General features: G+C 72.6%; 10 protein-coding genes. 7 read left to right on the top strand and 3 right to left on the bottom strand.

From position 1 onward, the window contains the following. The first annotated feature begins 82 nt into the window (after nt 1–82). The 5 genes from glgX to ABTW95_RS11700 all read left to right on the top strand — a co-directional run bounded on the left by glgX (nt 83) and on the right by ABTW95_RS11700 (nt 8,566). Nucleotides 83–2,269 (top strand): glycogen debranching protein GlgX, encoded by a 2,187-nt coding sequence (gene glgX, locus ABTW95_RS11720; protein WP_396451743.1) that lies wholly within the window; start codon nt 83–85, stop codon nt 2,267–2,269. Between the two features lie 12 nt (nt 2,270–2,281). Further along, complete coding sequence (treY, locus tag ABTW95_RS11715) at nt 2,282–4,615, top strand: malto-oligosyltrehalose synthase (protein WP_500226237.1); 2,334 nt, start codon at nt 2,282–2,284, stop codon at nt 4,613–4,615. Further along, the gene (treZ, locus tag ABTW95_RS11710; protein ID WP_500226235.1) at nt 4,612–6,384 is read left to right on the top strand and encodes a malto-oligosyltrehalose trehalohydrolase; all 1,773 of its coding nucleotides are present in this window, start codon (nt 4,612–4,614) and stop codon (nt 6,382–6,384) included. Before treY ends, treZ begins: the two co-directional genes overlap by 4 nt. 140 nt (nt 6,385–6,524) lie before the next feature. Beyond that, complete coding sequence (locus ABTW95_RS11705) at nt 6,525–7,196, top strand: response regulator transcription factor (protein WP_026402549.1); 672 nt, start codon at nt 6,525–6,527, stop codon at nt 7,194–7,196. A gap of 98 nt (nt 7,197–7,294) precedes the next feature. Further along, a complete protein-coding gene (locus ABTW95_RS11700; RefSeq protein WP_396451739.1) occupies nt 7,295–8,566 on the top strand; it encodes an ATP-binding protein in 1,272 nt (423 codons plus the stop codon). Here the strand turns inward: ABTW95_RS11700 and ABTW95_RS11695 are convergent. Continuing rightward, nucleotides 8,563–9,147, bottom strand: a complete 585-nt coding sequence (locus tag ABTW95_RS11695) for a GtrA family protein (RefSeq protein ID WP_396451737.1) — start codon at nt 9,145–9,147, stop codon at nt 8,563–8,565. The two genes, ABTW95_RS11700 and ABTW95_RS11695, sit on opposite strands and share 4 nt — an antisense overlap. Nucleotides 9,148–9,368: 221 nt before the next feature. Between ABTW95_RS11695 and ABTW95_RS11690 the strand changes: the two genes are divergently transcribed. Next, the gene (locus tag ABTW95_RS11690; RefSeq protein WP_500226234.1) at nt 9,369–10,613 is read left to right on the top strand and encodes a 5-(carboxyamino)imidazole ribonucleotide synthase; all 1,245 of its coding nucleotides are present in this window, start codon (nt 9,369–9,371) and stop codon (nt 10,611–10,613) included. Between the two features lie 19 nt (nt 10,614–10,632). Beyond that, nucleotides 10,633–11,100 (top strand): 5-(carboxyamino)imidazole ribonucleotide mutase, encoded by a 468-nt coding sequence (gene purE / locus ABTW95_RS11685; protein ID WP_396451756.1) that lies wholly within the window; start codon nt 10,633–10,635, stop codon nt 11,098–11,100. Nucleotides 11,101–11,104: 4 nt separating this feature from the next. Here the strand turns inward: purE and ABTW95_RS11680 are convergent, their stop codons facing one another. Both ABTW95_RS11680 and ABTW95_RS11675 read right to left on the bottom strand, forming a co-directional pair. Then, nucleotides 11,105–11,518 carry a CoA-binding protein gene (locus tag ABTW95_RS11680; protein WP_396451733.1) on the bottom strand — a complete coding sequence of 138 codons (414 nt, stop codon included), beginning with the start codon at nt 11,516–11,518 and terminating at the stop codon, nt 11,105–11,107. A gap of 42 nt (nt 11,519–11,560) precedes the next feature. Beyond that, the gene (locus tag ABTW95_RS11675; RefSeq protein ID WP_396451731.1) at nt 11,561–12,895 is read right to left on the bottom strand and encodes a UDP-glucose dehydrogenase family protein; all 1,335 of its coding nucleotides are present in this window, start codon (nt 12,893–12,895) and stop codon (nt 11,561–11,563) included. Between the last annotated feature and the right edge of the window lie 228 nt (nt 12,896–13,123).

Raw genomic sequence — 13,123 nt, 5'->3', positions numbered from 1 at the left:
TCACGGGGAAGGGCTTCCCGCGTGCGACGCCGGGCCGGGGCGGCCGGCCCGCGGCGCGCGCCTTGGACGGGAGGGCGGGTCAGTGGCACAGGTTTGGCCGGGCGACGCGTACCCCCTCGGGGCCCGGTTCGACGGCGCGGGGACGAACTTCGCCGTCTTCTCCGAGGCGGCCGAGCGGGTGGAGCTGTGCCTGTTCGACGGGCCGGCGGGCGACGGCGAGGAGACGCGGCTCCCGCTCCCGGAGGTGGACGCCTTCGTCTGGCACGCCTACCTGCCCGGCGTGATGCCGGGGCGCAGGTACGGCTACCGGGTGCACGGGCCGTACGACCCGCGCCGCGGGCTCCGCTGCAACCCGGCGAAGCTCCTCCTCGACCCGTACGCGCAGGCCGTCGAGGGCGAGGTCGACTGGGACGAGTCGTGCTTCGGCTACGACTTCGGCGACCCGTGGTCGCGCAACGACGCCGACTCGGCGGGTCACACGATGCGGTCGGTGGTGGTCAGCCCGTACTTCGACTGGGGCGACGACCGCCCGCCGCGCATCCCGTACCACGAGACGGTGATCTACGAGGCGCACGTCAAGGGCCTCACGGCGCGGCATCCGGACATCCCGCCGGCGCTGCGCGGCACCTACGCGGGCCTCGCGCATCCGGTGATCACCGATCATCTGCGCTCGATCGGGGTGACGGCGGTGGAGCTGATGCCCGTCCACCAGTTCGTCCACGACGACGCGCTGACGAGCCGCGGCCTGCGCAACTACTGGGGCTACAACACGATCGGCTTCTTCGCGCCGCACAACGAGTACTCCTCGTCCGGGCAGCGTGGCGAGCAGGTGCTGGAGTTCAAGGCGATGGTGAAGGCGCTGCACGAGGCGGGCATGGAGGTGATCCTGGACGTCGTCTACAACCACACCGCCGAGGGCAGCCACCTCGGGCCGACGCTGTCGTTCCGGGGCATCGACAACGCCTCGTACTACCGGCTCGCCGACGACGACCCGCGCTACTACACGGACACCACGGGCACCGGCAACAGCCTGCTGATGCGGAGCCCGCACGTACTTCAGATGATCATGGATTCGCTGCGGTACTGGGTGACCGAGATGCACGTGGACGGGTTCCGCTTCGACCTCGCCGCGACGCTGGCCCGCGAGCTGCACGCGGTGGACCGGCTGTCGGCGTTCTTCGACCTCGTCCAGCAGGACCCGGTGGTCTCGCAGGTGAAGCTCATCGCCGAGCCGTGGGACGTCGGGGAGGGCGGCTACCAGGTCGGCAACTTCCCGCCGCTGTGGACGGAGTGGAACGGCAAGTACCGCGACACGATGCGCGACTACTGGCGGGGGCAGCCGGGCGCGCTGCCCGACTTCGCGTCCCGGCTGACCGGCTCGTCCGACCTGTACGCCGACGACGGCCGCCGCCCGATCGCCTCGATCAACTTCGTGACCTGCCACGACGGGTTCACGCTGCACGACCTCGTCTCCTACGACGGCAAGCACAACGAGGCGAACGGGGAGAACAACCGGGACGGCACCGACGACAACCGGTCGTGGAACTGCGGGCACGAGGGCCCGGTGGACGACCTCGACATCATCGCGCTCCGCGAGCGGCAGAAACGCAACTTCCTGACCACGCTGTTCCTCTCCCAGGGCGTCCCGATGCTGTCGCACGGCGACGAGATAGGCCGCACCCAGGGCGGCAACAACAACGCCTACTGCCAGGACGGCGAGATCTCCTGGGTCGACTGGACGGGCCTGCGCGACGACACGTTCTTCGACGAGCGCGGCCCGCTGCTCGACTTCGTCCGCCGGCTGTCGGCCCTGCGCACCGAGCACCCCGTCTTCCGGCGCCGCCGCTTCTTCCTCGGCGACCAGCGGACGAAGCGCGCCCGCAAGGCCGCGCGGCGCAAGTCGGACGCGGCGGCGGAGTCGGAGGAGCTGCCCGACCTGGTCTGGTTCACGCCGGGCGGGCATGAGATGGCCGACAAGGACTGGTCGGCGGGCTTCAACAAGTCGCTGAACGTGTTCCTGAACGGCGACGCGATCGGCGAGCCGGACCGGCGCGGGCGGCAGGTCGGGGACGACTCGTTCCTGCTGCTGTTCAACGCGCACGACGGGGACCTGCCGTTCACGCTTCCGCCCGCCGTCTACGGGCAGATGTGGATCAAGATGCTGGACACCGCGGACCCGCTGCTCGCCGAGGAGGAGTCGCCCATCGTGAAGGCCCGCGAGAACGTCCCGGTCGCCGCCCGCTCGATCCAGGTCCTGCGCCGCGTCTGAGGGCGTCCGTCCATGTCCGCCGAACCCGCCGCCGAGGAACCGCTCCCCGCCGACCCCCCAGAGGAAGCCGTGTCCGAGGACCACAGCACCGAGACCGCCTGGGCCGACGCGCCCGCTCCCGCCGATGACCCCGCCGCCGCGCCGCCGTCCGGCACCTACCGCCTCCAGCTGCGCGGGACGCCCGAGGGGCGCTTCGGGTTCGCCGAGGCCGCAGCCCTCGCCCCCTACCTGGCGTCCCTCGGCGTGTCCCACGTCTACCTGTCGCCGGTCCTGCAGGCGGCGCCCGGCTCCGCGCACGGCTACGACGTCGTCGACCACTCCCGGCTCTCCGACGAGCTCGGCGGGGCGGAGGCGTTCGGCGCCATGGCGACCCGGTTCCGCGCGCACGGCCTGCGGGTGCTGGTCGACGTCGTCCCGAACCACATGGCGATCCCGGAGCCGCACGACCTGAACCTGCCGCTCGCGGAGGTGCTGGAGGAGGGGGCGGCCTCGCCGTTCGCGAGGTGGTTCGACATCGACTGGGAGGCGGGCGGCGGCCGGATCGTCCTGCCCGGCGAGGGCGAGCCCAACTACCGGCGGTTCTTCGACATCTCGGGGCTGATCGGGCTGCGGCAGGAGGACCCGGAGGTCTTCCAGCGCACGCACGGGCTGCTGCTGAGCCTGGTGGAGCAGGGCCTCGTGGACGGCCTGCGCATCGACCACCCGGACGGGCTCGCCGATCCGCGCGGCTACCTGCGGCGGCTGGCGGAGGCCGCGCCGGGCCGCTGGATCCTCGTCGAGAAGATCACCGAGGGGGAGGAGCGGCTGCCGCCGGACTGGCCGTGCGCGGGCACCACCGGCTACGACTCGCTCGGCATGGTCGGCGGGCTGTTCATCGACCCGGCCGGCGAGAAGCCGCTCACCGACTACTACGTGTCGCTGACGGGCAACCCGGCCGCATTCGAGGAGGTCGAGCACGATTCGCGCCTGCACGCCGCCACGCACGGGCTGAAGCCCGAGATCGACCGGCTGCTGCGCGTCCTCCGCCGGGTGGTGGGCGAACGCCGCCCCGGCCTGGAACGGGCGCTGGTCGAGCTGCTCGTCGCCATGCCCGTGTACCGGGCGTATGTCGTGCCCGGTGAGGAGGCGCCGCAGCAGGCCGTGGACGTGCTGAACGAGGCCGCCGGCCGGGCCCGCGCCCACCTGCCCGAAGACCTGCACGGCGACCTGGACACCGTCGTCGACCTGGCCCTGGGGCGCGGCGAGCGCACCGACGCCGAGTTCATCGTGCGGTTCCAGCAGACGTCCGCGCCGCTCGCGGCCAAGGGCGTGGAGGACACCGCGTTCTACCGGTGGAACTGCATGGCCGCGCTGAACGAGGTGGGCGGCGCGCCGGGGCGGTTCTCCGTCGGCCCGGAGGACTTCCACGCGCACTGCATCCGTCTCGCCCGCGACTGGCCGCTGACGATGACGACGCTCTCCACGCATGACACCAAGCGCGAGGAGGACGTGCGGGCCTGGCTGGCGGTGCTGGCGGAGATCCCGGGCGAGTGGGCGGAGGCGGTGGAGCGGTGGCGGACGTGGGGTCCGGCTCCCTCGCCGCTGGAACCCGATCTCGAATACCTGCTCTGGCAGACGCTCGTCGGCGCGTGGCCGATCACCCGCGGCCGTCTGGAGGAGTTCCTCACCAAGGCGATGCGCGAGGCCAAGACCCGCACGTCCTGGGCCGAGCAGGACGCGGACTACGAAGAGGCCGTGCTCGCCTACGCGCGGGGCGTGCTGTCCGATGCCGACCTCGTCACCGACATGACGTCGTTCGTCGCCGAGATGGCCCCCTACGCGCGGGTGAACACGCTGGGGCAGAAGCTCGTCCAGCTGGCGATGCCCGGCGTCCCGGACGTCTACCAGGGGTGCGAGCTGACCGGCCTGGCGCTGGTCGACCCCGACAACCGGCGCCCGGTCGACTTCGGGCGGCGCCGCGAGCACCTCGCCCGGCTCGACACCGGCCGCCGGCCGAAGGAGGTCGACGACGAGAAGCTGCTGGTCACCTCGCGGACGCTGCGGCTGCGCCGGGCCCACCCCGAGTGGTTCGGGCCGGGCTCGCGGCACGAGCCGGTCGCGGCGCGCGGCCCCGCCGCCGAGCACCTGATCGGGTTCGCCCGGGGCGACGCGATCGCGCTCGCCACCCGGCTGCCCCGCGGGCTGGAGCGCCGCGGCGGCTGGGACGGCACGCGGGTGGACGTCCGGCACCAGGGCTGGCGGGACGTCCTTACCGGCTGCACGCACATGGGCCCGATCCTGGACGCGGCGCGCGTCTTCGAGCACCTCCCCGTGGCCCTCCTCGTCCCCAGGGAGATCGATAGTTGAGCAATCGGTTCGCGGTGTGGGCGCCGGACGCCGAACGCGTCGAGGTCGTGGTCGAGGGGATGAGGCATCCCATGGAGGCGCTGGCCTCCGGCTGGTGGGAGGCCCGTGTCGCCGGCGCGGGGCACGGCACGGACTACGGGTTCGTCCTGGACGGCGGCGGCGACGTGCTGCCCGACCCGCGTTCGCCGTGGCAGCCCAACGGTGTGCACGGCCGGAGCCGCGTCTACGACCACGACCGGTTCGCCTGGACGGATCAGCACTGGCACGGCCGCCCGCTGCCCGGGAGCGTCCTGTACGAGATGCACGTCGGGACGTTCACGCCGGAAGGGACGTTCGACGCCGCCGCCGACCGCCTCGACCATCTGGTGGCGCTCGGCATAGACGCGGTGGAGCTGCTGCCCGTCGCGTCGTTCCCGGGCCACCACGGCTGGGGGTACGACGGCGTCCACCTCTGGGCGCCGCACGAGCCGTACGGCGGGCCGGACGGGCTGAAGCGGTTCGTGGACTCGGCCCACGCGCGCGGCCTCGCCGTCATCCTGGACGTCGTCTACAACCACCTCGGCCCGGACGGCAACCGGCTGGGGAGCTTCGGACCGTACTTCACCGGCGCCCACGCCACCCCGTGGGGCGACGCCGTGAACTTCGACCAGGAGGGTTCGGACGAGGTCCGCGCGTTCGTCGTGGAGAACGCGCTCATGTGGTTGCGCGACTACCACTTCGACGGGCTGCGCATCGACGCCGTGCACGCCATCACCGACCACAGCGCCGTGCACATCCTTGAGGAGATGGGGCGCGCGGTGGCCGCGGAGTCCGCTCATCTCGGGCGCGCACTGTTCCTCATCGCCGAATCCGACCTGAACGACCCGCGCCTGGTGACGTCCAGGGAGGCGGGCGGATACGGCCTGGACGCGCAGTGGAGCGACGACTTCCACCACGCCCTGCACGCGGCCCTCACCGGGGAACGGCAGGGGTACTACTGCGACTTCGGTTCGCTGGAAACGCTGAAAAAGGCCGTCACCCGGGTCTTCGTCCACGACGGGACCATGTCCGCGTACCGGGGCAGGCGGCACGGGCGGCCGGTGAACGTCCGGGAAACACCCGCACACCGTTTCCTCGGCTTTCTGCAGAACCACGACCAAGTCGGCAATCGCGCCTCGGGCGACCGCATCGGCACCCTCTTGCCGTCCCCAGGGCTGCTCAAAGTGGGCGCGGCCCTCCTGCTGCTCGCGCCGTTCACGCCGATGCTGTTCATGGGCGAGGAGTGGGGCGCGTCCACCCCGTGGTGCTACTTCACCGACCACCAGGACCCCGAGCTCGCGCGCGCCGTCAGCGAGGGGCGCCGGCGGGAGTTCGCGCGGCACGGCTGGGCGGGCGAGGTGCCCGATCCACAGGCTGTGGAAACCTTCCGGCGCTCCGTCCTCGACTGGACCGAGCCGGACGAGCCCGACCACGCCGACCTGCTGGAATGGCACCGCGCGCTGATCTCGCTGCGCCGGTCCAGGCCGGAGCTGAACGATCCCCGGCTCACCGCGACGCGCGTCGAGGTGGACGAGAACGGCGCCCGCTGGCTGATGATGTGGCGCGGGGAGATCTGCGTCGCGGCGAACTTCGGCGCCGTCCCGGTCGTCCTGCCCGCCGCGCCGCCCGGCGGGCGTCCGCGGCTGCTCCTCGCATCGGATCCGGCGATACATCTCGATGCCGACGAACTCGGCGATTCCGGAACGCCCTCGGTGGAGCTTCCGGGCGCCTCGATCGCGGTTTTTCGCTGACCTGTGACCACGCGTAATGTGGCGTAGATACGGGTAACGCCGGATATGCCGTGTTCGCGAATGTACTACGAGTGGCAAACCGCAGGTCAAGAGCGCGGAGGCGGCCCGGTAATGGTCAAGAATGGTCATACGATCGGTTCATGACCTCAGTACTGCTCGCCGAGGACGACACGTCCATCTCCGAGCCTCTCGCCCGCGCGCTGCGTCGCGAGGGGTACACCGTCGAAGTAAGCCCGGACGGCCCGCAGGCGCTGGAGCGGGCGCTCGGCGGCGGTGTGGACCTGATCGTCCTGGATCTCGGCCTTCCCGAGCTGGACGGCCTTGAGGTGGCCCGCAGGGTACGGGCCGAAGGGCACGGCGTGCCCATCCTGATCCTGACCGCCCGGGCCGACGAGGTCGATACCGTCGTCGGGCTCGACGCGGGCGCCGACGACTACGTGACCAAGCCGTTCCGGCTGGCCGAGCTGCTCGCCCGGGTGCGGGCGCTGCTGCGCCGGGGCAGCACCGAGACCCCGATCGTCCAGGGGGTGCGGATCGACGCCGAGTCGCGCCGCGCCTGGATGGGCGAGCAGGAGCTCCAGCTGACCACCAAGGAGTTCGACCTGCTGCGCGTCCTCGTCCGGGACGCCGGCAAGGTCGTGACCCGCGAACAGATCATGCGCGAGGTGTGGGACACCAACTGGTGGGGTTCCACCAAGACCCTCGACATGCACATTTCCTGGCTGCGCCGCAAGCTCGGCGACGACGCCGGCAGCCCCCGCTACATCACCACGGTGCGGGGCGTCGGCTTCCGGTTCGAGCGCGGCGACTAGCACCGGCCGCCGCGGCCGTGCGGGACGACCGGGGGCCTTCCCGAGAGGCCCCCGGCGCGTGCCGCGCGGTCCGCGGCCCCACCCTCGAAGGAGCCCTGATGAGGCGCCGACTCCTCCTGTCGACGCTCGCGGTGGCGGTGGTCGCGATCCTCCTGCTCGGCATCCCCCTCGCCTACGCCGCCCACAAGCTCGTCTACGAGGAGGCCGGCCGGTCGCTCGACCGGGAGGCGTCCTCCATCGCCGGCAGCGTCGGCTACAGCCTGGAGAAGCCGCAGCCCGTGACCGGCGAGGTCATCGCCCGCGAGTATCCGGGCCGGCACGTCTCGGTCACCCTGCCGGACGGCCGCACCATCACCGCCGGGCCGCCGAGGCGCGGCCCCGCCCTCACCGCCGCCGCCGCGCACGGCGCCGTCCGCGTCCGGGTGTCGCGACCGGAGTCGGAGGTCCGCGACTCCGCGCTGCGGCTGATCCTGCTGATCGCCAGCCTGGCGCTGCTCGGCGTCGCCGTCACCGTCGGCCTCGCGATGGTGCAGGCCCGCAGGTTCATGCTGCCGCTCCGCGAACTCGCCGAGACCGCCGACCGGCTCGGCAGCGGCAACGCCCGCCCGCGGCCCCGCCGCTACGGCATCCCGGAGATCGACCAGGTCGCCGAGGTGCTCGACCGCAGCGCCGTCCGCATCACCGACCTGGTCGTGGCCGGCCGCCAGTTCGCCACCGACGCCAGCCACCAGCTCCGCACCCCGCTGACCGCGCTGTCCATGCGGCTGGAGGAGATGATCGAGGCCGCCGACTACCCCGACGTCGTCCGCGAGGAGGGCGCCGCCGCGGTCGCGCAGGCCGAACGCCTCGTCGCCGTCGTCGAGCAGCTCCTCGCCCGCGCCCGGCACGACCCGACCGGCGGCGCCGTCCCGTCCCCGATCGACGACATCATCACCCAGCAGGTCAAGGAGTGGCGCCCCAGCTTCCGCAAGGCCGGCCGGGAGGTCCGCATCGTCGGCGAGCAGGGGCTCGTCGGCCTCACCAACCCCGACGGGCTCTCCCAGATCGTCGCGACCCTCCTGGAGAACTCCCTCGCGCACGGCGCCGGCACCGTCACCATCCACACCAAGCCGGGCGCCGGCTCGGTCGTCGTCGAGATCGGCGACGAGGGCCCCGGGATCCCGCCCGAACTGGAGCCGCGCATCTTCGACCGCAGCGTCAGCGGCGGCCACGGCACCGGGCTGGGCCTCTACCTGGCCCGCTCCCTGGCCGTCGTCGACGGCGGCCGGCTGGAGCTCATCCAGTCCCGCCCGGCCGTGTTCGGCGTCTTCCTGCGCGAACCCGCCGAGGCGCGCCTCGCCGCCGAACGGGTGGTGATGGGCCCCGCCTAGATCTCGGCGTAGTTCCCGGTGTAGTTCTCGGCGGGGGCGTCCAGCGGGTGGCCCAGGCGCGGCGCGGGGCGGTCGCCCGCGCGGTGGATGCCCGCCCCCTCGGCGCCGGGGGCCTCCGGGAGGCCGGACGCGGGGGCGACGCTCGGCGCGGTCGACGGCAGGAACACCCACTTCTTGTACGACCAGAAGCGGAACAGCGTCGCCACGCCGGTGCCGATGATCAGCGCGATGTTGTAGAAGACGGCGCCGTCCAGGCCGAGGACGTAGTGCGAGAAGCCGATGAACAGCTCGGTGATCACGAGCCCGACGCCGTTCAGCGCGAAGAACAGCACGTACTCGCGGCCGAGGCCGGTGCGGTCGCGGTGCCGGAACGTCCAGTAGCGGTTCGCCAGGTACGAGAAGGTCGTCGCGACGACCGTGGCGACGCCGTTGGACGTCAGGGGGCCCACCCCGAGCCCAGTGTGCAGGCCGTTCCCGATCACGACCGTGATCACGAACGCGATCGCGCCCACACTGCCGAACTTGGCGAGTTCCCGCACGAGGTGCGCGAACCGCCGATGGAGACTGGCGACCAGGCTCACAGAGGGGAACCGTCCTTCCGGACTGCGTCGAACGCCGCTGCCGACGGCGCGGCGGCTGCTGCGGAGGCACCACGAGGATAGACGCCCGCTGCCGCGGGGACGTCGGAACATGAACGTTTCACCCTCACCAGGCGTTCCCTGCCCATTGCCGAGATGCCCACACACGTACGACGCCGGCGGCCGCGGATTCGTTCGGGGCGGGCGGCCGGTAACCTTCTGACGTGACATTTCAGCGCTCTTCGGGGGACGACGGCCCACCGGGCCCGGCGGACCGGCCCCGCCGGGCGGACACCCCGGTCGTGGGCATGGCGGGCGGCGGGCAGCTCGCCCGGATGACGCAGCAGGCCGCGATCGCGCTCGGCGTGTCGCTGCGGGTCCTCGCCGGCACGCCGGACGACTCGGCCGCCAAGGTCGTGTCCGACGTCAGGGTGGGCGACGACCGGTCCCACCACGACCTGCTGGCGTTCGCCAAGGGCTGCGACGTGGTGACGTTCGACCACGAGCACGTCCCGGCTCCGCACATCCTGGCGCTGCAGGAGACGGGCGTCCCGTGCCGGCCGGACGCGGCGGCCCTGGCCCACGCGCAGGACAAGCTGTACATGCGGCGGAAGCTGAGCGGGCTCGGCTTCCCCTGCCCGGCGTACGCGCCCGTGCCGGAGACGTCGCCGGTGGAGTTCCTGGAGGAGTTCGGCCGCGAGCACGGCCGGCCGCTGGTGCTCAAGGCCACCCGCGGCGGATACGACGGCAAGGGCGTCTGGATCGTGGACGAGCCGTCCGGCCAGGTGGAGCGGCTGCTCGCGGCGGGCGTCGGCCTGATGGTCGAGCAGCACGTCCCGTTCCGCCGGGAGCTGGCCGCGCTCGTCGCCCGGTCCCCGTACGGGCAGGGCGCCGCGTACCCGGTCGTGGAGACCGTCCAGGAGGGCGGGATCTGCACCGAGGTGATCGCGCCCGCTCCCGGCCTGCCGGAGGACCTCGCCGCCGAGGCGCAGAACCTCGCGCTGCGCATCTCCGACGAGCTGGACGTCGTCGGGCTCCTCGCGGTCGAGCTGTTCGAGACCGGCGACGGGCTGCTGGTGAACGAGCTGGCCATGCGGCCGCACAACTCCGGGCACTGGACGATCGACGGCGCCCGCACGTCGCAGTTCGAGCAGCACCTCCGGGCCGTCCTCGACCTGCCCCTCGGCTCCACCGAGCCCACCGCGCCGTACACGGTCATGGCCAACGTGCTCGGCGGCGACGACCCCGACGTCTACTCCCGCTACTTCCACGTCATGGCCCACGACCCGGCGGTCAAAGTGCACATGTACGGCAAGGAGTCGCGCCCCGGCCGCAAGATCGGCCACGTGACCGCGCTCGGCTCCGACCTCGCCGACGTCCGCGCACGGGCCCGCCACGCCGCCGACTACCTGCGGTGGGGGACGAAGATGGGGGCAAGGGCGCCCCGCAGAGGAGGCACGGGTGACTGATCCGGTCGTCGGCGTGGTGATGGGCAGCGATTCCGACTGGCCCGTCATGGAGGGCGCCGCGCAGGCGCTGGCCGAGTTCGGCGTCCCGTACGAGGCCGACGTCGTGTCGGCGCACCGCATGCCGCACGACATGATCGCCTACGGGGAGCAGGCGGCCTCCCGCGGCCTCCGGGTGATCATCGCGGGGGCGGGCGGCGCCGCGCACCTGCCGGGCATGCTCGCGTCGGTGACGCCGCTGCCGGTGATCGGCGTCCCCGTCCCGCTGAAGTACCTCGACGGCATGGACTCGCTGCTCTCGATCGTCCAGATGCCCGCGGGCGTCCCGGTCGCGACGGTCGCGGTCGGCGCGGCCCGCAACGCCGGGCTGCTGGCCGTCCGCGTCCTCGCCGCGTCCGACGAGGAGCTGCGGGCCAAGATGGAGGTCTTCCAGCGGGACCTCTACGGGCAGGCGAAGGCGAAGGGCGCGCGGCTCCGCGAGAGGCTCTGAGCGCCTAGCGGCGCAGGGCCCATTCGACCGCCGGGCAGCGGTCCATCACGACGTCGAGCCCGGCGTCCTTCGCGCGCCGCGCCGCCGCCTCGTCGACCACGTCGAGCGGCAGCCACACGGCCTTCGCGCCGGCCGCGATCGCCTCGTCCACCGCCTTGCCCGCGTGCTCGGCGCGCCGGTAGACGCCGACGACGTCGATCTCGCCGGGGACGTCGGCGAGCGAGGCGTACCCCGGCTCGCCGAGCACCTCGCGGGCGTCCGGGTGGACGGGGATGATCCGCTTCCCGCGCTGCTGCATCAGCCGGGCCTGGTTGTAGACCTCGCGGGCGGGGTTGTCGCCGAGCCCGACGAACGCCCACGTCCCGGACTCCCTAAGCAGCCGCCGGATCACGTCCTGGTCGGCGAATTCGTCAGCCATGTCCGGCACAACAGCCCCCGTGCGCCTTTGCTTCCCGCCGGCTCAGGGGCGTCCGAGGGCCCGGTAGTTCCAGCCGGCCGCGCGCCACCGCTCGGGGTCGAGGGCGTTGCGCCCGTCCACGATGTTGCGTTCGGCGACGACCCCGGCGAGCTCGGACGGGTCCATGGACCGGAACTCGGCCCACTCGGTCAGCAGCAGCACCACGTGCGCGCCGCCGGCCGCGGACAGGGCCGATTCGCCGTACTCCAGGGTCGGATGCGCGCGGCGCGCGTTCGGCATGGCCTGCGGGTCGTACACGGTCACCTGCGCGCCCTGCGCCCGGATGGACGCCGCCACGTCCAGCGCCGGGGAGTCGCGGACGTCGTCGGAGTTGGGCTTGAACGCGGCGCCGAGGACGCCGACCGTCCGCCCGGCGAACGAGCCGCCGAGCATCTGCCGGGCGAGGTCCACCATCCGGATGCGGCGCCGGATGTTGATCTCGTCGACCTCGCGGAGGAACGTGAGGGCCTGGTCGGCGCCCAGCTCCCCCGCCCGCGCCATGAACGCCCGGATGTCCTTGGGCAGGCAGCCGCCGCCGAAGCCGAGCCCGGGGCCGAGGAACTTGCCGCCGATCCGGTCGTCGTAGGAGAGCGCCTCGGAGAGCTTCGTCACATCGGCGTGCGCGGCCTCGCAGACCTCCGCCATCGCGTTGATGAACGAGATCTTGGTGGCCAGGAAGGCGTTGGCGGACACCTTCACCAGCTCGGCCGTGGGGAAGTCGGCCGTGATGAACGGCGTGCCCTCCGCGATCATCGTCCGGTACACCTCGCGGAGCACCTTCTCCGCGTACTCGGCGGCGCCCTGCTCGGCGGGGAGCCCGGCCACGATCCGGTCGGGGTGCAGGGTGTCCTGGACGGCGAACCCCTCGCGGAGGAACTCCGGGTTCCAGGCGAGGACGGCGTCGCCCCCGGCCGGCGCGACCCGGTTCAGCGTCTCCGCCAGCCGCGCCGCCGTCCCGACCGGCACGGTGGACTTGCCGACGATGAGGCAGGGCCGCTGGAGCAGGGGCGCGAGCGACGCGACCGCCGCGTCGACGAAGCTCAGGTCGGCCGCGTACTCCCCGGCCTTCTGCGGCGTCCCCACGCACAGGAAGTGGACGTCGCCGAACTCGGCGGCCTCCTCGTAGGACGTGGTGAACCGCAGCCGCCCGGTCTCCAGGCCGCGGCGCAGCACGGGCTCCAGGCCCGGTTCGTAGAACGGCAGGTCGCCCGCGGAGAGCCGCGCGATCCGCTCCGCGTCGACGTCGAGGCCGAGCACTTCGAAACCCAGGTCCGCCATGCACGCCGCGTGGGTGGCGCCCAGGTATCCCGTTCCGATGACCGTCAGCCGGTGGGTCAAGACCCGCTCCCTTCGATTCGCGGTCGCCGACTAGCGGCCCTACTTGCAGCGTGCCCGCTGCGGACACGCACCCGCGCCGCCCGGCAACCCCTACTGACGGGTAGCATCTGCGGCATGAGTTCTGACTTTCCCACGTACGCGCCGTCGGAGGAGCATGAGCTGCTGCGGCGTACGGTGCGTGAGCTGGCCGAGGCCAAGATCGCTCCTTTCGCGGCGGAGGTGGATGAG

Source organism: Spirillospora sp. NPDC127506, from assembly GCF_040302145.1.
Classification (GTDB): Bacteria; Actinomycetota; Actinomycetes; order Streptosporangiales; family Streptosporangiaceae; genus Spirillospora.
Note: the sequence above shows the minus strand (reverse complement) of the source record. Positions and strands in the feature narration are given on the sequence as shown.